The sequence below is a fragment of the Bacillus cereus ATCC 14579 genome (genome assembly GCF_000007825.1).
Classification (GTDB): Bacteria; Bacillota; Bacilli; order Bacillales; family Bacillaceae_G; genus Bacillus_A; species Bacillus_A cereus.
On sequence record NC_004722.1, the window covers coordinates 2,191,336 to 2,213,790 of the forward strand.

Genomic DNA, 22,455 nt, shown 5'->3' on the forward strand with positions numbered 1-22,455 from the left:
TTTCATTTTCTATTGTACGCAAGAATTAAAAATGATGCAAAAAAAAGTCGTTTTGACTACGGAAATAATGAAAATATGTGAAGGAAAAAGGGGATTTGTATACAATTAGTTAAATAAGAAAGAAAAAATAATTTTATCAACAGAAATTAACAAAATGTGACAAAAATCTATTAACGAATCGTATTTTTTGTGTTAATATTCAAAATATAAAGGGTATTCGTCGTATGGAAATGGAGGGAATGGAGGTTTTTCCAATCGATAAGGATATTAAAGAAATATTTTGTTCACACTTGAAAAACAATAGGCACCAATTCGTAGAGAACTGGAAAAACAAAATGATAATTTCCGAAAAAGATCCATTTAAACTAGAAGTAGTTCAAAATGGAGAGGATTTACTAGAGTTAATTATCGAACTTACTATGGAAGATAAAGATATAAATTATCTTCAACCGTTATGTGAGAAAATTGCTATTGAACGTGCTGGAGCAGATGCGAATATTGGAGATTTTGTTTATAACGCAAACGTGGGAAGAAATGAACTTTTCGAAGCGATGTGTGAATTAGATGTTAGCGCTCGTGAATTGAAACCAATTATGGCAAAAATACATACTTGTTTTGACAAATTAATTTATTATACCGTTTTAAAATACTCGGAAATTATATCGAAGAATTTAGAGGAAAAACAGCAATATATTAACGAAACACATAAAGAAAGGCTGACGATTTTAGGGCAAATGTCAGCTAGTTTTGTACATGAATTTCGTAATCCGCTTACTTCCATTATGGGGTTTGTTAAATTATTAAAGGCGGATCATCCGAGTTTATCGTATTTAGATATTATTTCGCATGAATTAGATCAATTAAATTTTCGTATTTCGCAATTTTTACTCGTATCGAAAAAAGAAATGTGGAATGAATCGGAACGGTTTTGGCTTAATGACTTGTTTCAAGACATTATACAATTCTTATATCCGAGGTTGGTCAATGCGAATGTTTTGATTGAAAAGAATTTACCGTATCCAATTCCGCTTGTTGGTTATCGGAGTGAAGTGAGACAAGTATTTTTAAACATATTAATGAATTCAATTGATGCTCTTGAATCAATGAAAGAAGAACGAAAAATTATCATTGATGTATTTGAAGAAGATCAAGCTATTCGAATTGTGATAAAAAATAATGGACCAATGATTCCAGCTGAAAATGTAGAAACGATTTTTGAACCATTTGTAACTACTAAAAAGTTAGGAACTGGTATTGGATTATTTGTATGTAAACAAATTGTGGAAAAACATAATGGATCCATTATGTGTCGATCAGATAACGATTGGACAGAATTTCAAATTGCATTTCAAAAATAAACAGTCTACACCAAATGAATGGTGTAGACTGTTTTAATTTGTGAGTATAACGGCTTCTAATTTAGGATCTTTAGTTGAATAACCTACTATTGAAATTGTATAAATAACATTTGGTTCAACATTGAATTTTGGTATAGTCAATAAAACGTTTTTATTATCTGCGAGTGAAATTTCAATATCTGCTGTACCAGGGCTAACTTGCAAAAAATCTGTTATTTGTTTAAAGAGTACATTTTCAAATAAATGATCCCCATCTTTTAAATCTACGTTTACAACAGGGGTATCTGGAGAGAAATGTGCAAACCGTATTTTGGCTTGACCAGCTGGTAAATGTGTATTATCAAGTATAGGCTGTAATTGTAGGTGATTATCACTATTTATTGCAGCAAGAGTATAAGTATGATTTCCCATTATTGGTACCAACGCTGAAAAGATTGGAGTTTCATTTCCGACAGGAACAATATCTATACGGTATTTACCTTGCACTAATGATAAATAAGGGCTGAATTGCTTAAATGAAATATTTTTAATAACCTTTTGTCCGTTTACTAAAATGTCAACCGCTGGTATATTTGGATCGGCATGAAAAATTCTTATATGTGACGGTAAAGCAGCTTCTTGTGAGTCTCTTGTTTCATACGCCTGTACAAGTTTTGATAGTGCATCGTAATATTTCATATATAATTCTATATATTTTTTAGGATTACGAAACTGATAGTAACGTGCGAGTTGTTCGTATTGTGTAACTTCTTGTCCATATTTTTCGATTTCAGATTGAGACATGAACATTCCTCCTTTGTCATCATTAAAACTATATGCGAAGCAAGAAAGCGGTTATGCAAAAAAAATGATTTTATAAAGGGAAAATTAAAAATTGACAACAAATATGTTTTCATAAAGAGGTGCTGGTGCATACGAGAATTTCGCAGAGTAAAGCAGTACATATGACTGTACGAAAGTAAAATAAATGCCAAATTGAAAGTGCATTTCAATTAACATATTGAATACATGTCCAAAAATCGCTAGAAAACTAGGGATTTTTTTAATTATAGGCAAATACACATACAAAGTGATAATTGTCCTACATAAATTATAAAGGAAAGATACTTTGAATCTGAGGAAAGGAGTGCACTTCGGGATAGGGATATCCCGATAGTAGTTGTGAATGAAGTTATGAAAAGGTTTTGTGTTATAGGCTGTAGGATGAATTTGTAAACTTCATTTTTCTATTTATTTTAGCAATTGACAGTATTAACCCATAAGAGAGCGTCATGACGAACTGATTAGTGTGGTTAATCGGTTCTTTTTTTATAGTTTAAAACTGAAAAGTTTACATAATGAATAGGAATCTGAATTGATTAGTAAGGTGGGTGTCGAAATTTGTTTTAAAATATGCAATTTAAAGTAGGATAATAGGAAGGAGTTTAACGGGAGTTCCGTCGAAGTGTACAGAATGTCGGCATTTAAGGACAGTTGGCATTATGCTATAAAAACATTTGGTGATGTAGTCATTTCATATAAAAAGGAGGGTTATTTGGGCGTATAGAAAAGGGTTGGTCTTCGGTTTTTTAGTTCTGAATTTTCTGTTTTATAAAAATTTTTAAGCACTCATTTGTATATTTTATAATAGTTTTTTGATAAATTCACTGCTTTTGCAGAGGATTCTTTTTTATGAAAGAAACGTCAATTTTCTTCATATATATATACAAATTGGAGAAATGGGGGAGCGCTATGCGCGATTACTTAATTAAACCACTTGTTGGTCAGCCGTATCCAATGATTTCACATGGAAAAGGTGTTTATTTGTATGATCAAAATGGCAATAAATATTTTGATGGTTCGTCAGGAGCAATTACGGCAGGTATTGGGCATGGCGTAAAGGAGATTGCAGACGTTATTAAAAAGCAAGCTGAGGAGATTGCTTTCGTTTATAGATCACAGTTTACGAGTGAACCAGCTGAAAAATTAGCGAAGAAGTTAAGTGATTTAAGTGTAGGAGATTTGAACTGGAGTTTTTTTGTAAATAGTGGCACGGAAGCGAATGAAACAGCTATGAAAATTGCAATTCAGCATTTTCAAGAGCGAGGTATTCAAGGGAAACATAAAATTTTATCAAGATGGATGAGTTATCACGGTATTCCGATGGGTGCTTTATCGATGTCTGGGCATCCACTACGTAGACAACGTTTCGTATCTATTTTGGAAGATTATCCGACTATACCAGCTCCATATTGTTTCAGATGTCCTGTTCAAAAGGTATATCCAACTTGTCAGCTGGCATGTGCGACTGAACTAGAAAGATCAATTGAAAGAATTGGTGCAGAGCATATTGCTGCTTTTATTGCTGAGCCGATTATCGGAGCAGCTGGAGGCGCGGTTGTTCCGCCGAAAGACTATTATAAAGTCATTAAAGAGATTTGCGACCATTACGATATTTTATTTATTGCGGATGAAGTAATGACTGGGCTTGGTCGTACTGGAGCATGGTTTGCGATGGAGCATTGGGGCGTAGAGCCGGATATTATGACACTTGGTAAAGGGTTAGGAGCGGGATATACACCGATGGCAGCGACAGTTGTAAGTGATCGTGTTATGGAACCAATATTACGTGGATCACGTTCAGTAATGAGCGGTCATACGTTAAGTGCAAATCCATTGTCTGCAGCAACGGCTTTAGCTGTTATTGAATATATGGAGAAACATAATCTTCCTGAAAAAACAGCAGAAAAGGGAGAGTATTTAATAAAAGGCTTACAGAAAGTTCAGCAACAATCGACAATCATTGCTGATGTGCGCGGAAAAGGGTTGCTAATCGGGGTAGAATTGCAACCGTTTACAAAAGCGTCAGAGCTTATTTCAGTTGCAGCTAAAAATGGTCTGCTTTTATACCAAGCAGTTTCAGGGCAAGCAGGAAAAGAAGATAGTGCACTGCTTGTAGCACCGCCAATGACAACTACATATTCCGAGTTAGATGAATTACTTTCAATTTTCTCTAAAAGTGTGGAAGAGATGATGCAAAAAGGAGGGCATAGTATCGCATGACAACTATTACAAATACATTCGGTAAATTAAAAGAAATTGAGGAAGTAATTTCTTTGTTCCATGATGATATGACATTGATGTTTGGGGGATTTGGAGGGATTGGATCCCCTCCATCTTTAATACAGGCAATTTTAGAAAAAGGCGTTACAAATTTAAATTTAATTGGAAATGACACTGGATTTCCTGATGTAGGTATCGGTCGTCTTGTTACAAATGAAAGAGTTAAATCAATAATTACTTCTCACATTGGCTCCAATCCAAATGCAGGAAGGCAACTAAACGAGGGAAGGTTACAAATTGAGTTTTCTCCGCAGGGAACATTAGCAGAGCGTATTCGCGCTGGTGGCGTTGGTCTTGGTGGTGTTTTAGTTGATGTTGGTGTTGATACGATTGTGGAAGAGGGAAAAAGAACAGTTGAAATGAATGGTAAGACCTACTTAGTTGAAACAGCATTAACTGCTGAAGTTTCAATTGTATATGCGAAAAAGGCAGATCCGTTTGGTAACCTTGTATTTGACAAAAGTGCACGAAATATGAATCCCCATGTAGCTATGGCTGGGGATATAACAATTGTAGAAGCAGAAGAAATAGTCCCGCTTGGAAGTTTAGATCCAGAGGAAATTGTCGTTCCAGGTGTTTTCGTAAATTATATTGTACCGTCGGAAGGAGTGAACTGGAAATGGGTATGGGCGTAGAAGTGAGGGATAAGATTGCTAGGCGTGCGGCGAAAGAAATACAAAATGGTATGATTGTAAATTTAGGTATTGGCATACCATCGCTTGTACCAAATCATTTGCCTGAAGATATAAATGTTATGTTTCATGCGGAAAATGGAATCGTCGGCATGGGACCAACGCCAAGTAAAGGGAATGAAGATGAAAATTTGTGTAATGCAGCAGGTTTACCAACTTCTCTTATAACAGGAGCAAGTTATTTCGATAGCTGCACAGCGTTTGGGATGATTCGAAAAGGTTTGCTAGACATAACGATTCTTGGTTCATTACAAGTAAGTGAAAATGGTGATTTAGCAAACTGGATTGTACCTGGAAAACGTGTTCCAGGTATTGGTGGAGCAATGGATTTAGCACAAAAAGCGAAGCGGGTCGTTGTTGTGATGAATCATGTTGATAAGTACGGAAATGCAAAAATTGTTTCAGAGTGTACATTGCCATTAACTTCAAAGAAATGTGTAGATTTAATTATTACTGATATGGCAGTCATGGAGGTAACTCCGAGTGGACTTATATTACAAGAATTAATGAGCCCATACACAGTAGAAGATGTAAAACGACATACAGAAGCTGATTTTCAAATTAGTTCTAACTTACTAGTAATTGAATGAAGGGAGATGTAATATATGGAGCAATTAAAAAAGCAAGTTTGTGATTATATTGAGAGCCATGAAGAGGAAAGTGTGAAATTTTTAAAACGATTAATTCAAGAAAAGAGCGTATCTGGTGATGAAAGCGGTGCGCAGGCAATTGTGATTGAAAAATTACGTGAATTAGGTTTAGAGCTCGATATATGGGAGCCTTCTTTTTCTAAAATGAAAGATCATCCTTATTTTGTATCACCCCGTACAAGTTTTTCAGATAGCCCAAATATTGTAGCAACTTTAAAAGGAAGTGGCGACGGGAAATCTATGATATTGAATGGGCATATTGATGTAGTTCCAGAAGGGGATGTGAATCAGTGGGAACATCATCCTTATAGCGGTGAGAAAATCGGAAATCGTATATATGGCCGTGGAACGACGGATATGAAGGGCGGAAATGTCGCACTTATGCTTGCGATGGAAGCGATTATTGAATCTAACATTGAATTAAAAGGAGACATCTATTTTCAAAGTGTAATAGAAGAGGAAAGTGGCGGAGCAGGGACATTAGCAACTATATTACGAGGATATAAGGCAGATGGTGTCATTATTCCGGAGCCTACTAATATGAAGTTTTTCCCGAAACAACAAGGTTCCATGTGGTTTCGTCTACGTGTAAAAGGGAAAGCTGCACACGGTGGAACGCGCTATGAAGGGGTTAGTGCAATTGAAAAAAGTATGTTTGTTATAGAACATGTAAGAAAGCTAGAGGAGAAAAGAAATAGTCGAATTACAGATCCGTTATTTAAAGAAATTCCGATTCCAATTCCAATTAACATTGGGAAAATTGAAGGAGGGAGTTGGCCAAGTTCTGTTCCCGATGAATTAATTTTAGAAGGAAGATGCGGTGTTGCGCCGAATGAGACTATAGAGGCGGCAAAAGAAGAGTTTGAGAATTGGATTGCTGAATTAAATGATGTGGACAATTGGTTTGTTGAAAATCCAGTAGAAGTAGAATGGTTTGGAGCGAGATGGGTTCCTGGTGAACTAGAAGAGAATCATGAACTCATTACGACACTTCATCACAACTTTGTTGAAATCGAAGGGAACGAACCAATTATTGAAGCATCTCCGTGGGGGACTGATGGAGGTTTATTTACACAAATTGCAAACGTACCAACAATAGTATTTGGTCCAGGAGAGACGAAAGTAGCACACTATCCAAACGAATATATAGAAGTTGATAAAATGATAGCTGCCGCAAAAATTATTGCATGTACATTACTAGATTGGTGTGAGGTGAAAAAATGAAATACTATGAATCTTTTAGAGAACAGACGAATTGTTATACAGTAGAAGGTGTTTTAGATTATTTTAATAAGCGTATTCGGGTAGATCACTATACAGGAAATGTTGAAAGTATTATACAGACAATTGACGAACTAGCAGAGAAACATTCTTTCACTAAATGTATTATTAAAGGAAAGGGAGAGCATGTTTCAACATGGCTCTCTTTCGGTTTTTTGTTGGAAGCAACGATACCTCATTATTTTCAAGGACACGATGCATACTTTTTTGTGAAATATAATAATGATGAAAGACGAAATAGTATGCATTGGATTGAGGAAGATACTATATTAAGCGGTGTAAAAGGAAAAGAAATAAAAGAAAAAGTAGTTCCAGAGAAATTTTTGCTGAGAAAAGCGACTGAAGAAGATGCAGAAGAATTAGCAACTGTATTCGGAAAAGTATTTGAAGTGTATCCGACACCTTTAAATGAAGCGAGTTATGTATTACAGACGATGAAAGAAGACGATACAATTTACTACGTGTATGAATTTGAGGGGAAAATTATTAGTACAGCATCTGCAGAAATGAACATAAAGGAAGGGAATGCAGAATTAACGAATTGTGCTACTTTACCTGAATACCGTAAACATGGATTTATGAAAAGTTTACTAATTAAATTAGAGGAAGAACTTCAAGAAAGATCTATTTTCTGCTCCTATACAATTGCTCGATCGCTTTCTTTCGGAATGAATGCTGCCTTTCATCAATTAGGCTATACGTATACAGGAAGACTGGCGAATAATTGCTACATTTTCGATAAGTTGGAAGATATGAATATATGGGTGAAAGATCTTTCTAGCTATTCGAAAGCAGTAAAACTTCCGCCTCAAAATTTGGCTGTAAAGCAAAACAGTTAGGTGGAGCTGGGTGTTTGAAAAAGCCGTACTAATTAGAGTTTCGAGTTATCTAATGAAAATATAAAATTGATTAAAATTATAGAACGGAATCGTCATGCTTACAATCGCACATAGGTGTGCCGAAAATTCGGCATGTAATTGCTGGATTTTCGGCAAAAGGGGGGATGACATTGCTAGCAGTTTCGACACAAGAAGTCATTGAAGCGATTTTGGGCAGTATTGATGAGGCTATACACGCTGTAGATGAAAATGGAATTACAATATTTTATAATTCTGTAGCTGCAAAACACGATGGATCGAAGATTGAAAAAGTGTTAGGGAAACATCTGTTAGAAGCGTTCCCGTCTTTATCAAGGGAAACGAGTACATTGATGAAAGTACTAGATACAAAAAAACCTATCGTACATCAGGTACAACATTATCAAAATTTAAATGGTGAAGATGTTTGTACAGTAAATACGACGTTACCTATTTTTATAGATGGGAATATTGCTGGGGCTGTTGAAATTGCAAAGGATTACTCTACAATTCAAAAGCTTACTGACACAATTGTTGACTTACAGTCGAAAATAAAGCGATCATCTAGAAAAAAAGTGATTAAAAAGCACGCTGCATTTGAGACGATAGTGACAAATGATACGCGGTTTAAACAGACGAAAGAGTTAGCACAAAAAGTAGCACCAACAGACGCGAATGTTTTAATATATGGTGAAACAGGAACAGGAAAAGAACTGTTCGTACAAGCAATTCATGAAGCTTCTAAAAGAAAAAACAAGCCATTTATTGCACAAAACTGTGCAGCTTTACCAGAGTCGCTATTAGAAAGTTTATTGTTTGGAACGACAAAAGGAAGCTATACGGGAGCGATTGAAAGAGCTGGGCTATTTGAACTTGTTGATGGTGGGACATTATTTTTAGATGAACTGAATTCAATGCCTCTTGATTTGCAGGCAAAAATGTTACGAGTGTTAGAAGATGGAGTCATTAGAAGAATTGGTGATAATAAGACGAGAAAAGTAGATGTTCGTGTTATTACCGCGATGAACCAGCCTCCAGAAATATGTTTACGAGAGAATAAAATTCGCACTGATTTATATTATCGCTTAAACGTATTTTCATTATATATCCCACCGCTTCGTGAAAGAACTGAGGATGTACTATTATTAGCATCTTATTTTTTGAAAGAATATAATAAAAGTTATAAAAAAGGTGTACTTCAAATTGATGAGGAAGCGAAAGATAGACTGCAAGCTTATCAGTGGCCTGGAAATGTACGGGAGTTAAAACATACGATTGAACATGCTGTTATTATTGCAGAAGGGAATACATTAACAGCCAATTGTTTACCACGTACATTTCGGAAAGAGAAGTTTTCGAAGAAGAAGGGTATAATGCCACTTAGAGAAGCACTTCATCAAACAGAAAAAGAATTAATAGATCAAGCGTTGATTGAAACGGAAGGGAATATATTACAAGCCGCAAAAATGTTGGGTATCCCTCGTCAAACGCTTCAATATAAACTGAGCAAGTACGACAAAACCGCCGAATAATCGGCGGTTTTTGTGTGTTTGCACGAATAAAAGAGCGTTTACATATATAAAAAGTAATGAATATGATGTTAAGTATTGATTTCATACAACGCTTAAAAATATTTTTTCGCTTATGTAATAGGGTTCTCCGCACATTTACTTATCAACAATGTAAAGTTGGCATAACTATTGCTTATATAAAGGATGAGCGTATAAAAAGGGGGAATAGCAATGTTACATGATGTATACAAACCAAATCGTCACTGGAAGGATATCGAATTATGGAAAGATGTTACTGAAGAGCAATGGAATGATTGGGTTTGGCAATTAACGAATACGATCAAAACGTTAGATGACTTAAGAAAAGTGATTAACTTAACACCTGAAGAAGAAGAGGGCGTTAAAATTTCAACGAAAACGATCCCGTTAAATATTACACCGTACTATGCTTGGCTAATGAATCCTGATGATCCACGCTGTCCGATTCGGATGCAATCAGTACCGATTTCGGAAGAGTTATATAAAACAAAATATGATTTAGAAGACCCACTTCACGAAGACGAAGATTCACCAGTTCCAGGGCTAACACATCGCTATCCAGACCGTGTACTATTCTTAGTAACAAATCAATGTTCTATGTATTGTCGTTACTGTACACGTCGTCGTTTTAGTGGACAAATTGGAATGGGTGTACCGAAGAAACAATTAGATGATGCAATTGCTTATATTCGTGAAACGCCACAAGTACGAGATGTATTAATCTCCGGTGGTGACGGACTTCTAATTAACGATAAAATTTTAGAATATGTATTAAAAAATTTACGAGAGATTCCGCATGTTGAGATTATTCGTATCGGAACGAGAGCACCAGTAGTATTCCCACAACGTATTACAGAAAACTTATGTAACATTATTAAAAAATACCATCCAGTATGGTTAAATACACATTTCAATACATCTATTGAAATTACTGAAGAATCGAAAAAGGCATGTGAAATGTTAGCGAATGCTGGTGTTCCAGTCGGAAACCAAGCAGTAATTTTAGCTGGTATTAACGACAGCGTTCCAATTATGAAAAAACTTATGCATGACTTAGTAAAAATCCGTGTACGTCCATACTACATTTATCAATGTGACTTATCTGAAGGTATCGGTCACTTCCGTGCACCAGTATCTAAAGGTCTTGAAATTATTGAAGGTTTACGTGGACACACATCTGGTTATGCTGTTCCGACATTCGTTGTTGATGCGCCAGGTGGAGGCGGTAAAATTGCACTTCAGCCAAACTATTTAATCTCACAAAGTGCAGATAAAGTTGTACTTCGTAACTTTGAAGGTGTTATTACGACGTATCCAGAACCAGAGAGCTATATTCCAGGAAGAGCGGAAGGATACTTTAAAGAGATTTATCCGAACTACGAAGAAAAACGTTCAGATGTTGGTATCGCAGGTCTTATGAGCGATAAGAAATTTAACCTCGTTCCAGACGACTTACAGCGTATGAACCGTCGTAAAGACTACGAAGATAATGATACTCATGCATCTTTAAAAGATAAACGTGATAAGCGCGATCAATTAAAAGATAAAAAATATCAAGCACAAATGGCTAAGTTAGAAGAAAACGACAAAAAAACTGAGGGTGATGCAGTATGAATTGTATGTGGTGTGACAGTACAGAAGCGAAAGAAAGCTTGAATACTGTATATTGGGAATTACCAGATGGTACGAAAGCCATTGAAATCCAAGAGACACCATGTATTTCTTGTTCCTCGTGCGGGATGGACTATCAATCAGACCATACAGTAAAAGAAATTGAAGATCAATTATTCTTAATTTACACGAAAGATTTACCAAAACAACTAACATATGAAGAATTAATGGGAAGACCGCGTCTATTAAAAAGAAATTATTTCGACTTTTAACCAGCTTTTATGCTGGTTTTTTTCTTTTTTGCCTTGTATAATGTACCCAAGTTAGAAAGGTAGGGAATATTTTTGAAAAAGACATTTTACCATTATATGATGAAGCATCGTGCAGCTTTATTTAGAAATGAAATTTCAGATTTAGCAGAGGCGATGTATGATGATTTAAGTTTTCCGAAGCAATCTGAAGACTATGATGAAATTAGTTCATACTTAGAGTTGAGCGGAATGCTAGAAAGTATGTCTATATTTGATGAAGCCTGGGATTTATACATACAAGATAGATAAAAACTATTTGAAAACATACAGAATACATTACTTTATTTAAAGTGAAGTATTCTGTATGTTTTTTTATTATGAAATTTGTTGATTTGAAGCTAGTCTAGTTACTAGCTTTTGTTTGAGTGTAATGTAAATTTTATAAGATTATATTTTTTATTGAAAAAATTTATGAATATAAGCTTCTGTGATAAGCGTTTTTATGTAGGTTGCATATACTGATATCAAAATCACGACGTCAAAAAAAGGAGAGATAGAGATGGCAAGAAAAAAACAACCTAAATACAACGTAGGGGACATAGTCGTGATTACGCTATATGGAACCGTTGGGAAAATCACAAATATGAAGGTTTTAGATGGAGTTTATGTATACGAAGTCAATAATCATGATGGATTTTACGTAGAGCAAACATTGCAGCACGTTACAGAGCAAGATATGAAAAAGGGCGATACGGAGTGGATTGAATTAAATTATAATTTCACGTTTGGTGATCTTGTGCAAGTAACTGGATATGATAAAGATGTTTTCCGTATTGTTGGTTTTCGTACAGAAGTATGGAGATATAAGAATGACGCATGGGAAGATACAATTTATGAATTGTCACGGATTACGGATGGTGAATGGTTAGAAGCGGATGAATCAGATTTAACGTTACTCGCCAATGCTCAAACGGCAAATGCAATTTTGAAGAAAATGAAACAAGATAAAGCAGGTATGAATAAATTAGATTTAGGAAAGTTAAAGTCAATTAACAACTCGAAAAAAGTGAGTGTTAAGACGAATCGTCAAGAAATCATTGATGGATTACTTGATATTTATAACGATTATCAATTATTGTTCGATACATTTAAAGATGAAGAATATAAAATTGTAATGGATGTTGTTCATAATTATTTAGTTAAATTGACAGAGAAAAAATAGTTAACTAGAAAGAGAGAATAAATTGAACAACAACATATGCAGTATAAGGTATGCCTACAACTATTAAAAAAATAAAAAGCCACTTTATAAGAGAGTCTGCCCATTGATCTTCATGCATGAACTCTTCTTTTGTTTGTCCTACTTCATATTGATTTTCCATTATTATTTCCCCCTTTGAATAGCTTGTACTACAATCGTATGCATCTCGTCCAAAGCTTATGACCTATAAAAAAATAAAATCTATTTTTCTAATCTCATATACATAATTTTGAGATTTTTTCATAAAACAGAAATAAAGGAGTGATGCTCATGAAGGAAATTGAAGTCGTGATTGATACGGAAGAGATTGCGGAGTTTTTTTATGAGCAACTAATTGAAAGAGGGTACGTTCCAAAACGAGAAGAAATTGAAGATCTCGCAGATATTACATTTGAGTATTTATTAGAGAAATGCATGATTGATGAAGTTTTTGATGAAGAGGATGAATGAAAGTAACGACGGGCATAACTCGTCGTTTTTTACTCTTTACAAACCTGTCACAAATATAGTCAATAATTATTGGTATAATGAAAAGGAAATTTTACTCAAGAGGTGAAGGAATGTTCAAAAAAATTATTGATTCTTTATTAGGAAAGAAAAAATATCGTTCATATTCAAGTAGTGATTATCGTCGTAGAGGGCGCTCGTATTCAAGTAGCGATTATAAACGACGTTCATCTGGTTATGGACATCAACATTATAAAAGAAAACGTAAAAGCCGTAGCTTCTTTTCAAGTAGCTGATGAAATGGCGTCGTGTACTAGCATTATTTGATAGACCACTGCGAAAAAATACAATTGTTGCAGAGCGTTATAAAATTGAATCAGTAATTGGAATGGGCAGTTATGGGGTTACATATGTCGTTAATGATTTACAAATAAATAGATATAAAGTCTTAAAACAATTAAGACAAAGTAAACAAAGATATGAGTCTGGTAGAAAATCATTTGAACAAGAGAAAATGATTTTACAAACATTAAATCATCATGCAATTCCTAGTCTATATGATCATTTCTTATGGGAGAAAAAGAGCTTCTTTGTGATGGAGTACATGCCTGGTAAAAATTTTGAAGATTATATTTTCATAGATGGGTATGTATATACAGAACGTGAAGTTTTTGAGATTTTATATGAAATATTAGAAATTGTATCGGTGTTTCATAGTGAAGGCATTATTCATCGAGATTTACGCATTCCAAACATACTAATGAAAGAAAATCAAATTAGTATTATCGATTTTGGATTGGCTAAATGGAAAGGTGAAGATGATGAGCGAGCTACAACTTACGAAGGTGAACAAGCTTTGATGCGAGAAGTTCACTTTCGTAGCGACTTTTATGCGCTCGGTCATTTCTCATTATTTTTATTATATGCAGGATATGAATCTAATGAAAAACAGGAAAAACCATGGTACGAAGAATTAACTTTGGAACATTATAATCGTGAAATGCTTATGCGAATGTTACAAATAAAAACGCCGTACTATGAGAATGTACAAGATTTAAAACAAGATGTAGCTTCTGCTTTAGAAAGGATGGAGACTCCATGTTTCAAAAGTTTTTAGCAAGCGTTGGTATTGGAAGTGCAAAGGTAGATACTGTTCTTGAAAAAGATGAGTATATTGTTGGGGAAGAAATAGTTGGAAAGGTTCATATAACTGGAGGTTCAGTTAGCCAACAAATTGAAAGCATTTACTTAACATTATCGACGTCGTATGTACGAGAAGTGGATGATAAAAAAGTAACAGCAACATATGATTTAGAGCGAGTACGCTTAACAGAACCTTTTTCTGTAGAACCGAATGAAAAAGTTGAAATTCCATTTTCTTTTCCAATGCCAATTGAAGCACCACTTACACTTGGTATGAAAACGGTTTGGATTCATACAGGTCTTGATATTAAACGTAGTATAGACCCAAGTGACCGCGACTACGTTCAAGTGTTACCTAATGCATTATTAAGTAGTGTTTTAGATAGTGTAAATGAATTAGGGTTTAAAGCACGTCATATAGAATGTGAAGAATTACCGCATCGATTACGTAAGCAAGTTCCATTCGCACAAGAATTTGAGTTTATTCCGGTTTCTGGAGAGCATTATGGGAAATTAGATGAATTAGAATTATTAATCTTGCCACGTGCATACGACCGACTAGAAATTATTATGGAAGTAGATAGAAAATCACGTGGATTAGCTGGTTTATTCGCTGAGGCGCTTGATCTTGATGAGAAGGTGATTCGTTTTACCGTAACAAGAGAAGATATCCCTGAGATGAAGCAAAAAATTAATAATTATATTTTTTAATAAACTATGCATAAAAAAGAAATGGAGAGGAAAACTAAAACAACCGCTCCATTTTTTTGCATAGTGAGGTTATGTATGTGAAACGATATCGACATTTATACTTGCTAAGTTTTACGTTACTCATTTGTTTTGTCGTATTATCACTTTCGTATCATACCGCTTGTATTGAGAACTTTGACAATATAGTCGCACATTTTATTCAAAGCTTTCGAAACGATTATTTGACGACCTATTTTACTTGGGTGTCTTTTATCGGTTCCAAAAGAATATATTTTCCATTACTCATTATTCTTGTAATGTATTTTCTCGTTAGAAAAAAGTTACTTAGTGCGTTACTTCTAACAATTAATTACTACGGATCTCGTTATTTAAACAGTATGCTTAAACTATGGTACGAACGAGCAAGACCTGATGTCACGCAGCTTGTTACTGCAACTGGATATAGTTTTCCGAGCGGTCATACGATGAATGCTACTGCTTTTTTAGGATTTATTGCATACGTCACAATTACTGAAGAGCGTATTTCGTTGCATAAAAAATTGTTAATTATTCTTATAGCAAGCTTTGTTGTATTATCTATTTCAGTTAGCCGAATATATCTTGGCGTGCACTATCCATCTGACATATTAGCAGGATGGGCAGCTGGCGGTAGCTGGCTCGTTTTATGTGTTATATTCCATAAAACGTTCATAAAAAAAGAACCTATGTCATAATAGGTTCTTTTTTCATTGGCTCAACATGAATGTGTGCATGGTAAATTCCAAATTTTTTGCGCAGCATAGCTTCGATGTTGTCGGTAATACAGTGACTTTCTCCAACATCCATGCGAGCATCTACTTCAATTGTAATATCAACGTACGTTTGATTCCCATACATACGTGCTCGAATATCTACAATGTTTTCCACACCGCCAATATGCTCAATAGCATCAGCGTATTCTTCCATTTTATCAGGATCAATTCCATCTGTTAGCATATGAGAAGATTCTACGAAAATCTCCCATGCAGTTTTACAAATAATAAGACCGACAATTAAAGCGGCAATAGGGTCTAAAATAGGCATTTGGAACTGAGAACCGACAATACCTACTACGGTACCAATACTTACGAGTGCATCTGATAAATTATCCTTTGCAGCGGCTTCTAATGATTTACTTTTTGTTCGTGCTGCAATTTTTTTCGTATACAAATACACGCAGTACATAACGACAGCAGAAAATAAAGCAACCCATGCAGCGAGTACATTAGGCGCTGCTTGTTTCGGATTTAAGAAAGATTGAATGGCACTAATAACAACTTCTAATCCGACTGTTGCCATAATGAAGGACGCAACAAGTGATGCGATTTGTTCGGCACGCGAATGCCCATACGGATGATCTGGGTCACGAGGTTTACGAGATATTTTTAGACCAATTAATATCGCTAAAGAAGCACCGATATCCGTTAAGTTATTTAAACCGTCAGCGCGTAATGCGCTAGAGAGGGTAATATAACTGATGATGATTTTCATAGAGGATAAAAATATGTAGGCCATAATGCTGACAATAGCACCTTTATCAGCTTCTTTATGAGAAAGAGTATCCATTTTAATCACTCACCTTTCTTTAAAGGAATTTCTTTCTATAAATAGAGTATCAAACGAAAGTCGTGTGGGTCTATACAAACATTGTTGACGTTTTATAGCTTTTTAAGAAGGGGATAACAAAGTTTCGTAAAGGAAAAATATGTTGAAAAGTACAAAGTCAAGGTGTGAACCTAATTGGAGTTTATTTACTAAAGAGATAGGAGGGTAGATGGATGAGGAAACGAATACTTTTCTTACTACGTATTATTCTTATCATGACAAGGTGTAATTCATTAAACGATGAAAAAATTCAAAAGATAATTGTGAAAATAGATGAAAACCCTCTGAAAAATATTTTCCAGAGGGCTTTCATTTTAGTATGCTTCTAAAAACTCAGTAACTTGCTCTTCTGTTTTTGCATTAGCACTATGTAAGTGGCCTAGCTTCTCACCGTTTTGGTATACAAGTAAACTTGGAATACCCATTACTTGATACTCTTCAGCGATACTTGGAAACTCATCTTTATTGATAGAGTACCATTCAAATTTATTGAACTCTTCCATTACATCTCCGATAAAGTTGTCCATACGTACGCAATCTGGGCACCATGTAGTAAAGAACTTAACAACTACAGGCTCCTCGCTTGCGATGATGTCTTTGAATTCTTGTTCTGTTTTAATTTCTTTCATAAGTAAAACTCCTTTCAATATCACACGAATTTATATGCAAAATTCGTATTTGCAAACATGTTGCAAACTTATTATTTGTTTTTTAGTTTTGTAGTTCGTTCACACTTATAAAATTGTATGTAACATGACTGCGCTACTAAGTGTGAAAATAATGGAACCTCACTTTTCTTTATAAGCTTTTTCCAGGATTGTGTCAAACTTTTGAATTTTATACAGAAATTAAAGAAGCCCACACTTTGATTGAGTATGGGCAGAGGGACTAAAATTAATCGCTTATTAATTTCGAATAGATATTTAAATCGATAAGCTTTCCAGCTGATTTTTCGCTCTTTCTCAGAGTACCTTCAAAAGTAAAGTTTAATTTTTCTAATACTTTTATAGAATTTACATTTGCAGGTTCAACTTTTGCTTCAACACGATTTAGTTTTAGATGTGTAAAAGCATAATCTAATAAAGAGGATATTGCTTCAGGTGCATATCCTTTACCCCAAAATGTTTTTGAAATATCATAGCCAATCTCAGTCTTTGAGTTTTCAAAATCTAAGGAATTATAGCCACATGAACCGATAATATGATTAGATTCTTTTTCAATAATAGTAAAACGTATAGCTTTATTATTTTGAGCGAGTTCGTTAAGGAATTGAATCATATCTTTTGCCTGGTTCTCATCAGTGAAATTACTTATATTCATGAATTTAGTAACATCAGGATCAGACCATATTTTAAACATACTTAGTGAATCAGATGCTTTCATTTTCCTTAAATATAATCTCTGTGAGTGTAGTTCTGTAATCAATACTTTTACCTCCGTTATGTTGTAATGATAGGTAGATTAAAAATATTGATATCTGCGCATAAGTCAGTCCCTTCTAGATTAATTAACTTTTATTATACAAGAAAATTACTACATTGAACAAAGGCGTTAATTGGAGCTAACGAAATGACAAACTCATCAATTGAATATTGCGTTCAGTGTGATTAAGAAAGTGGTGTATAAAGATGGGACGAGATGAGAGTTACTTCCAAACTAAAAAAAGAGTAGATAATTTAAAAACATTTTACATTCATTTAACCATCTACATACTAGTCAATCTGATGCTTTTTTTACTTTTTAAGTAGTGAATTAGCTATTTTTTATTTTTAATTACAAAAATTGAATAAGGTTAGAAATTATATGGTTGTAATGGGAATTGAGGGATATGAATAAAAAAATTTTATCCCGCTATTTGTCGGGCAGTAAATACCCCCACCTCAAAGTTCAGCGGAAGCAAAGAATTTAGGTGGGGTCGGGCTGCCAGTAAAAGCCCGATTGGTGAGAGCTGATTAAAGTTTCACTTTATTAGGGATTTGCCTTAAACATTTATTACAGTCAAGAATATTTATAATAATATGAACTAAAAAAGGTCCAATTTTTGTAATGTTGGAGGGGATTATTGTGGACATAACTCAAAGCGTATCAAGAATAGTGGTTAATGGGAAAGACCTTTCTTTCACTTCAGTTCAAACCTCTGCATGGAATCATGGACCTGTAAATGATTTAATCGTTACGACGAATCAGAGAGTGAATGAGCTTTATCAATTCATGTGGTCGCAAGTACCGGTTACGATTTCGGTATATTTCCTTCAAGGAGCGGATTTACTTAGGTTCGTTAGGGTTGCGGGAATTAATGAGCGTGTAACAGGAGAATATGTATATCATTTCATTTGGTGATAAGAAGGAGTCAAAGTAGTCTAGCAGCTACTTTTTTATTTTGTCATTTGAATATAAGCGAGCGGACTAGCTTTATAGTACCCACTGAAATAAAGAATCATAATATAATTTGTAATAAATTATACGGGAAGGGAGCTGAAAATCATGTTTTATTCATATTTTAATTCTGAAACTGGTATGCGACCAGCGTATGGTACATCTATAACGTATAGTGGAGCACAAAGTACAGTCCAAGCTATTCAACAAGCATTGCAAATGCAACAACAATTGCAAATGCAGCAGCAAGGTGTACAACCGTATTATTCATCCGTAGAGTATTTTTACCCAGTACATCAAGTTACACCGTACGGAAGTTCTTTTCTGACTATTCCATATGGGACTGTATACAACTTATAACTAGTAAGGAATGAAGTGGTGTATATAAATAAGGGTGCAGGTTAATAGCGCCCTTATGAATAATAAAAATAGCTAGTCCAAACCTTATAAATCAATCTTACATAATATATAGTAATAAGTTTGAAAGGGGAATCAGTATGTCTTGTTATTACTACTGTAAGTATTGTAAGGAGTATAAAAATAAGCATCATGATTGTTGTAAGAACACTAGTAAGTGTCATGATAACAAGGACAATCTTGTTAGAGCATCGGCATTTAGAGCTAGAAATACTGTGAATCAAAATGTTCCTGCTAATACTTTTGTGAAAGTGTTATTTCAAAATGAACAATTTGATTTAGCGAATGAGTATAATCCAGCAACATCTATTTTTATGCCGAAGACTAAAGGTGTATATTCTATTATTGGAACGATTGGTTTCTTTCCAAACGATCCAACTTTAAATTATAGAGCGCGTGTAGAAATTCGTGTGAATGGAAACGCAGCGATAGCTATAGATAATGACTTTTTTGGTCCAATAAGTTTTGGAAATGTCGTAAGTGTTTCGACGATTGTTCAATTGAATGCAGGGGATGAAGTTGAGATTTATGCACAAAGTAGTATAGATGGAGTTTTAAGTCCTTTAGAAGATGGTGCACATTTTGAAGCAGCAAGATTTCCTTCTCCAATTAAATAAAGTCATTAAACAATGAGTTTGCAGAAGCTTAAAGGTAAACCCTCACCGAAATGGTGAGGGTTTTTTAATCTATTAAAAATAGTAACAGGTCGTCCAAGCTATTCTAATCTATATAGCATACTATGTAAAAATAAGTGTAAAGGGGGACTCACTATGTCTTATTATTACTGTAAGTATTGTAAAGATTACAAAAAGGAAAGTCATGATTGTTATAGGAAAAGTAGTAAATGTGATAGGAAGTATGTAAAGGTGAAGTGTTGTGATGATAAGAAAGAGGAGCTTGTAAGGGCATCGGCATTTAGAGCTGTGAATACAGTTAATCAACCTGTTCTAGCAAATACTCCTGTTAAAGTATTATTTCAAAATGAACAATTTGATCTAGCGAATGAATATAATCCAGTAACGTCGATTTTTACTCCGAAAACTAGAGGGGTATATAGTGTATTAGGAAATATAACATTTTCTCCAAATGATTTTAATGTAAATTACAGAGCTAGAGTAGAAATTCGTGTAAATGGCAATCCGGCAATAGCGATAGATAATGATTTCTTTGGAACAGGAGTATTTTTTAATAATGATGTTTCCGTAACTACTATTCTTCAATTAGAAGCAGGAGATTTAGTTGAAGTTTTTGCAGAAAGTAGTATTGCTGGCGTAATTGTACAAAATGTTAATGGTGTAAATACGGTTCACTTTGAAGCGGCAAGATTTCCTTCTCCAACTAAATAAAACTGATTATTAAATGTTTTTTAGTAGGTTTAGTTAATCCCCTTACCAAATGGTGGGGGATTATTATTGTTTTTCTAAAATATATAAGTAAATAGGTAAAGCGTAGTTTAATTTGTAGGGGCTTCAACCTTCTTCAGATAATAAACAGAATAATAAGTAACATGCTTGTAAAAACGCATTGTTAGTAAGTTTACTAGTTTTCTTATAGAACAAGAAAGACGGAATACATAAAAGATCGTATCATTATGTTTTTTCTTTACCATATAGAAATTATATATTGAACATAGATTTGTGTAGGGAATGCTAATACACTGAAAAGAATAGCATAAAGGCGATTACACTATATAAAAACAAAATCAATCCTAAGATGAGTAGTATTGGATGCAACTTGAACATATTTGACCTCCTTGAGTATATAAAGAATTTTAATATATTGTTGGTCAATTTAGAAGGGGGACGGTTACATAAAAAAAGAGCATACATAAAAAGTACGCTCCAAAGAAAGATAGGTTTTATGAGTGGATAATCTCCATACGATAATATATGTTCTTTTCATAAAAACGTGTAAAAAATCAATGAATTATCAATGGAATATCATAACATGAGTAATTTTAGTCTAGGAATGCAGTTATTTTCTTTCTCGGTTATTTTAGGTAATAAAGTTGTGAAAATCGTGCATTATGCGGACTAACAACGGGATAGCGATCGTACTTCCGTTACATATTTCTTAAAGTCTGGGTATTGCGTGATAGTTTGACATTTAGGGGTGCATAGTTGATTAATTATAGACACATTTGTAATTACTTCGTTACAAGGACCGAAAAATGTAATTTTTAGCTTTGAATTTGGTGGGATTTTGAACACGATAGGTTTTTTTTCCATGAAATCAGCTCCTAATATTGAGTATTATAATTTAATGGATATAGAGTCGTATTAGTATAATATGAAATTTCAGTGGATTTGCTTATAATAAAGAATTTTATAGTAGTAAAAGTGCTTAAAGATGTAAAGGGGAAATTGAGAATGGAAAATAAAATGTTTAATTAATATAATCAATAAATACGCAAATGGTTAATATAACTAATGCATTTTTTTGTTTGTTACATATTATGTTAGTAAGAATGGTATAAGGGGGTAGTATAAAATAGTGGAAGAAAATGTACAAGCTCAGCTTTCGCCACCGTGGATCACATATTTTAATGAATTAAAAAATTCAATAGGTGCTGATCCAACTGTTACAGTTGGGCCGCTTATTCCTGTTGGTGGTAATTATATTATTTTAGTGCATGCGTTAAGCAACGAAAAAGCGAGAGCATTAGCAACGCTTTTAAAATCTTTTGTACAATTTGGGAATGTAAGTGTGACAGTTATTGTAACGAATAATGAGAATGAAATTGTAAATCCATTTCCTTGTCCACTAGATGCATTTGAAATAGCTCATTTATTTCAAGTAGCACTAGAAAATAATCCTTATTTTGAACAAGTTGTGGTACAGCCTCAGTTCCCTGGCGGACCGAATGTTGTTTTTCCGGTTTTCGCTGCGGAAGTCATTCAGTTTTTCAATGACGATATTTCTAACTTATGTCAAACGTTTACAGGTGTTGCGGCCAATGTGTTTCGTGATGTAATGAATGATGAGGTTTGTGGTATCCCAATTCTATTTTCCACAAGTTGTGTTATGAGCAGTGAAAACTCACAATTACAAAATACAGATTTAGCACCAAAGTTATTTTATTAAACTGTAAAAAGACATTTTCAGTAATAGAAAATGTCTTTTTT

Annotated in this window: 27 protein-coding genes and 1 pseudogene; 22 read left to right on the top strand and 6 right to left on the bottom strand. The window is 34.2% G+C overall.

The genetic code is table 11. The annotated features are described in order from the left end of the window. Positions 1 to 224: 224 nt before the first annotated feature. Positions 225 to 1,358 (top strand): BA2291 family sporulation histidine kinase, encoded by a 1,134-nt coding sequence (locus tag BC_RS11245; RefSeq protein ID WP_000425084.1) that lies wholly within the window; start codon positions 225 to 227, stop codon positions 1,356 to 1,358. Between the two features lie 33 nt (positions 1,359 to 1,391). Here BC_RS11245 and BC_RS11250 read toward each other — a convergent pair whose 3' ends face one another. Further along, positions 1,392 to 2,141 (bottom strand): DUF4397 domain-containing protein, encoded by a 750-nt coding sequence (locus BC_RS11250; protein ID WP_000083284.1) that lies wholly within the window; start codon positions 2,139 to 2,141, stop codon positions 1,392 to 1,394. Between the two features lie 948 nt (positions 2,142 to 3,089). Between BC_RS11250 and BC_RS11255 the strand changes: the two genes are divergently transcribed. The 10 genes from BC_RS11255 to BC_RS11300 all read left to right on the top strand — a co-directional run bounded on the left by BC_RS11255 (position 3,090) and on the right by BC_RS11300 (position 12,574). After that, positions 3,090 to 4,400: an aspartate aminotransferase family protein gene (locus BC_RS11255; RefSeq protein WP_001205874.1), complete on the top strand. Its 1,311-nt coding sequence runs from the start codon at positions 3,090 to 3,092 to the stop codon at positions 4,398 to 4,400. Continuing rightward, a complete protein-coding gene (gene atoD, locus BC_RS11260; RefSeq protein ID WP_000208102.1) occupies positions 4,397 to 5,095 on the top strand; it encodes an acetate CoA-transferase subunit alpha in 699 nt (232 codons plus the stop codon). The genes BC_RS11255 and atoD overlap by 4 nt, the downstream gene beginning before the upstream one ends. Beyond that, positions 5,080 to 5,742 carry a CoA transferase subunit B gene (locus BC_RS11265; RefSeq protein WP_000525293.1) on the top strand — a complete coding sequence of 221 codons (663 nt, stop codon included), beginning with the start codon at positions 5,080 to 5,082 and terminating at the stop codon, positions 5,740 to 5,742. The genes atoD and BC_RS11265 overlap by 16 nt, the downstream gene beginning before the upstream one ends. A 15-nt stretch (positions 5,743 to 5,757) precedes the next feature. Then, positions 5,758 to 7,026, top strand: a complete 1,269-nt coding sequence (locus BC_RS11270) for a peptidase (RefSeq protein ID WP_000436698.1) — start codon at positions 5,758 to 5,760, stop codon at positions 7,024 to 7,026. Next, positions 7,023 to 7,922: a putative beta-lysine N-acetyltransferase gene (ablB, locus tag BC_RS11275; RefSeq protein ID WP_000878594.1), complete on the top strand. Its 900-nt coding sequence runs from the start codon at positions 7,023 to 7,025 to the stop codon at positions 7,920 to 7,922. The genes BC_RS11270 and ablB overlap by 4 nt, the downstream gene beginning before the upstream one ends. Positions 7,923 to 8,086: 164 nt before the next feature. Beyond that, positions 8,087 to 9,472, top strand: a complete 1,386-nt coding sequence (gene rocR, locus BC_RS11280) for an arginine utilization transcriptional regulator RocR (protein ID WP_011110073.1) — start codon at positions 8,087 to 8,089, stop codon at positions 9,470 to 9,472. A gap of 210 nt (positions 9,473 to 9,682) precedes the next feature. Then, a complete protein-coding gene (gene ablA / locus BC_RS11285; protein WP_000902142.1) occupies positions 9,683 to 11,104 on the top strand; it encodes a lysine 2,3-aminomutase in 1,422 nt (473 codons plus the stop codon). After that, positions 11,101 to 11,373: a YokU family protein gene (locus BC_RS11290; protein ID WP_000995763.1), complete on the top strand. Its 273-nt coding sequence runs from the start codon at positions 11,101 to 11,103 to the stop codon at positions 11,371 to 11,373. Before ablA ends, BC_RS11290 begins: the two co-directional genes overlap by 4 nt. A gap of 72 nt (positions 11,374 to 11,445) precedes the next feature. Then, on the top strand, positions 11,446 to 11,661 hold the full coding sequence (locus BC_RS11295; protein ID WP_000750717.1) for a YozE family protein: 216 nt from the start codon (positions 11,446 to 11,448) through the stop codon (positions 11,659 to 11,661). Between the two features lie 250 nt (positions 11,662 to 11,911). Continuing rightward, positions 11,912 to 12,574 carry a hypothetical protein gene (locus tag BC_RS11300; protein ID WP_000101499.1) on the top strand — a complete coding sequence of 221 codons (663 nt, stop codon included), beginning with the start codon at positions 11,912 to 11,914 and terminating at the stop codon, positions 12,572 to 12,574. A gap of 4 nt (positions 12,575 to 12,578) precedes the next feature. Here the strand turns inward: BC_RS11300 and BC_RS11305 are convergent, their stop codons facing one another. Beyond that, positions 12,579 to 12,734, bottom strand: a complete 156-nt coding sequence (locus BC_RS11305) for a DUF3930 family protein (protein WP_000431486.1) — start codon at positions 12,732 to 12,734, stop codon at positions 12,579 to 12,581. Positions 12,735 to 12,883: 149 nt separating this feature from the next. Between BC_RS11305 and BC_RS11310 the strand changes: the two genes are divergently transcribed. From BC_RS11310 to BC_RS11330, 5 genes are all read left to right on the top strand, one after another. Further along, complete coding sequence (locus BC_RS11310) at positions 12,884 to 13,063, top strand: YozD family protein (RefSeq protein ID WP_000658451.1); 180 nt, start codon at positions 12,884 to 12,886, stop codon at positions 13,061 to 13,063. 110 nt (positions 13,064 to 13,173) lie between these two features. Next, positions 13,174 to 13,356 (top strand): hypothetical protein, encoded by a 183-nt coding sequence (locus BC_RS11315; protein WP_000473371.1) that lies wholly within the window; start codon positions 13,174 to 13,176, stop codon positions 13,354 to 13,356. Then, entirely contained in the window at positions 13,356 to 14,177 is an 822-nt protein-coding gene (locus tag BC_RS11320) for a serine/threonine protein kinase (RefSeq protein ID WP_000872063.1), read from the top strand. The genes BC_RS11315 and BC_RS11320 overlap by 1 nt, the downstream gene beginning before the upstream one ends. Continuing rightward, the gene (locus BC_RS11325; protein ID WP_000486625.1) at positions 14,159 to 14,914 is read left to right on the top strand and encodes a sporulation protein; all 756 of its coding nucleotides are present in this window, start codon (positions 14,159 to 14,161) and stop codon (positions 14,912 to 14,914) included. Before BC_RS11320 ends, BC_RS11325 begins: the two co-directional genes overlap by 19 nt. 77 nt (positions 14,915 to 14,991) lie before the next feature. Continuing rightward, positions 14,992 to 15,627: a phosphatase PAP2 family protein gene (locus tag BC_RS11330; RefSeq protein WP_000833370.1), complete on the top strand. Its 636-nt coding sequence runs from the start codon at positions 14,992 to 14,994 to the stop codon at positions 15,625 to 15,627. On the opposite strand, the gene BC_RS11335 is transcribed toward BC_RS11330, so the two are convergent. The 3 genes from BC_RS11335 to BC_RS11345 form a co-directional block, all read right to left on the bottom strand. Further along, positions 15,617 to 16,498: a cation diffusion facilitator family transporter gene (locus BC_RS11335; protein ID WP_000380385.1), complete on the bottom strand. Its 882-nt coding sequence runs from the start codon at positions 16,496 to 16,498 to the stop codon at positions 15,617 to 15,619. The genes BC_RS11330 and BC_RS11335 overlap by 11 nt on opposite strands. Before the next feature lie 353 nt (positions 16,499 to 16,851). Beyond that, positions 16,852 to 17,166, bottom strand: a complete 315-nt coding sequence (locus BC_RS11340) for a thioredoxin family protein (protein ID WP_000658787.1) — start codon at positions 17,164 to 17,166, stop codon at positions 16,852 to 16,854. A 265-nt stretch (positions 17,167 to 17,431) separates the two neighbouring features. Beyond that, positions 17,432 to 17,962, bottom strand: a complete 531-nt coding sequence (locus BC_RS11345) for a GNAT family N-acetyltransferase (protein WP_000627261.1) — start codon at positions 17,960 to 17,962, stop codon at positions 17,432 to 17,434. A gap of 203 nt (positions 17,963 to 18,165) precedes the next feature. On the opposite strand from BC_RS11345, the pseudogene BC_RS11350 reads away from it, so the two are divergent. The 5 genes and pseudogenes from BC_RS11350 to BC_RS11370 form a co-directional block, all read left to right on the top strand. Then, positions 18,166 to 18,276 (top strand): annotated as a pseudogene (locus BC_RS11350) (2TM domain-containing protein); the annotation flags it as partial. Positions 18,277 to 18,601: 325 nt separating this feature from the next. Then, on the top strand, positions 18,602 to 18,877 hold the full coding sequence (locus tag BC_RS11355; RefSeq protein ID WP_000355695.1) for a hypothetical protein: 276 nt from the start codon (positions 18,602 to 18,604) through the stop codon (positions 18,875 to 18,877). Positions 18,878 to 19,021: 144 nt separating this feature from the next. Next, on the top strand, positions 19,022 to 19,273 hold the full coding sequence (locus BC_RS11360) for a DUF3947 family protein (protein WP_000500098.1): 252 nt from the start codon (positions 19,022 to 19,024) through the stop codon (positions 19,271 to 19,273). 137 nt (positions 19,274 to 19,410) lie between these two features. Beyond that, positions 19,411 to 19,947 (top strand): C1q-like domain-containing protein, encoded by a 537-nt coding sequence (locus BC_RS11365; RefSeq protein ID WP_002182716.1) that lies wholly within the window; start codon positions 19,411 to 19,413, stop codon positions 19,945 to 19,947. Between the two features lie 153 nt (positions 19,948 to 20,100). Next, positions 20,101 to 20,676 (top strand): hypothetical protein, encoded by a 576-nt coding sequence (locus tag BC_RS11370; protein WP_000122943.1) that lies wholly within the window; start codon positions 20,101 to 20,103, stop codon positions 20,674 to 20,676. Between the two features lie 687 nt (positions 20,677 to 21,363). Here the strand turns inward: BC_RS11370 and BC_RS11375 are convergent. Further along, on the bottom strand, positions 21,364 to 21,558 hold the full coding sequence (locus BC_RS11375) for a hypothetical protein (protein WP_000412555.1): 195 nt from the start codon (positions 21,556 to 21,558) through the stop codon (positions 21,364 to 21,366). 265 nt (positions 21,559 to 21,823) lie between these two features. On the opposite strand from BC_RS11375, the gene BC_RS11380 reads away from it, so the two are divergent. Continuing rightward, complete coding sequence (locus BC_RS11380; RefSeq protein WP_000392281.1) at positions 21,824 to 22,414, top strand: hypothetical protein; 591 nt, start codon at positions 21,824 to 21,826, stop codon at positions 22,412 to 22,414. Positions 22,415 to 22,455 lie beyond the last annotated feature (41 nt).

What these genes read in the sequence shown, in the direction of transcription:
- BC_RS11245 (WP_000425084.1), top strand. Translation starts at nt 225, where the DNA reads ATGGAAATGGAGGGAATGGAGGTTTTTCCAATCGATAAGGATATTAAA.
- BC_RS11250 (WP_000083284.1), bottom strand. Translation starts at nt 2,141, where the DNA reads ATGTCTCAATCTGAAATCGAAAAATATGGACAAGAAGTTACACAATAC.
- BC_RS11255 (WP_001205874.1), top strand. Translation starts at nt 3,090, where the DNA reads ATGCGCGATTACTTAATTAAACCACTTGTTGGTCAGCCGTATCCAATG.
- atoD (WP_000208102.1), top strand. Translation starts at nt 4,397, where the DNA reads ATGACAACTATTACAAATACATTCGGTAAATTAAAAGAAATTGAGGAA.
- BC_RS11265 (WP_000525293.1), top strand. Translation starts at nt 5,080, where the DNA reads ATGGGTATGGGCGTAGAAGTGAGGGATAAGATTGCTAGGCGTGCGGCG.
- BC_RS11270 (WP_000436698.1), top strand. Translation starts at nt 5,758, where the DNA reads ATGGAGCAATTAAAAAAGCAAGTTTGTGATTATATTGAGAGCCATGAA.
- ablB (WP_000878594.1), top strand. Translation starts at nt 7,023, where the DNA reads ATGAAATACTATGAATCTTTTAGAGAACAGACGAATTGTTATACAGTA.
- rocR (WP_011110073.1), top strand. Translation starts at nt 8,087, where the DNA reads ATGACATTGCTAGCAGTTTCGACACAAGAAGTCATTGAAGCGATTTTG.
- ablA (WP_000902142.1), top strand. Translation starts at nt 9,683, where the DNA reads ATGTTACATGATGTATACAAACCAAATCGTCACTGGAAGGATATCGAA.
- BC_RS11290 (WP_000995763.1), top strand. Translation starts at nt 11,101, where the DNA reads ATGAATTGTATGTGGTGTGACAGTACAGAAGCGAAAGAAAGCTTGAAT.
- BC_RS11300 (WP_000101499.1), top strand. Translation starts at nt 11,912, where the DNA reads ATGGCAAGAAAAAAACAACCTAAATACAACGTAGGGGACATAGTCGTG.
- BC_RS11305 (WP_000431486.1), bottom strand. Translation starts at nt 12,734, where the DNA reads ATGGAAAATCAATATGAAGTAGGACAAACAAAAGAAGAGTTCATGCAT.
- BC_RS11310 (WP_000658451.1), top strand. Translation starts at nt 12,884, where the DNA reads ATGAAGGAAATTGAAGTCGTGATTGATACGGAAGAGATTGCGGAGTTT.
- BC_RS11315 (WP_000473371.1), top strand. Translation starts at nt 13,174, where the DNA reads ATGTTCAAAAAAATTATTGATTCTTTATTAGGAAAGAAAAAATATCGT.
- BC_RS11320 (WP_000872063.1), top strand. Translation starts at nt 13,356, where the DNA reads ATGAAATGGCGTCGTGTACTAGCATTATTTGATAGACCACTGCGAAAA.
- BC_RS11325 (WP_000486625.1), top strand. Translation starts at nt 14,159, where the DNA reads ATGTTTCAAAAGTTTTTAGCAAGCGTTGGTATTGGAAGTGCAAAGGTA.
- BC_RS11335 (WP_000380385.1), bottom strand. Translation starts at nt 16,498, where the DNA reads ATGGATACTCTTTCTCATAAAGAAGCTGATAAAGGTGCTATTGTCAGC.
- BC_RS11340 (WP_000658787.1), bottom strand. Translation starts at nt 17,166, where the DNA reads ATGAAAGAAATTAAAACAGAACAAGAATTCAAAGACATCATCGCAAGC.
- BC_RS11360 (WP_000500098.1), top strand. Translation starts at nt 19,022, where the DNA reads ATGTTTTATTCATATTTTAATTCTGAAACTGGTATGCGACCAGCGTAT.
- BC_RS11365 (WP_002182716.1), top strand. Translation starts at nt 19,411, where the DNA reads ATGTCTTGTTATTACTACTGTAAGTATTGTAAGGAGTATAAAAATAAG.
- BC_RS11370 (WP_000122943.1), top strand. Translation starts at nt 20,101, where the DNA reads ATGTCTTATTATTACTGTAAGTATTGTAAAGATTACAAAAAGGAAAGT.
- BC_RS11375 (WP_000412555.1), bottom strand. Translation starts at nt 21,558, where the DNA reads ATGGAAAAAAAACCTATCGTGTTCAAAATCCCACCAAATTCAAAGCTA.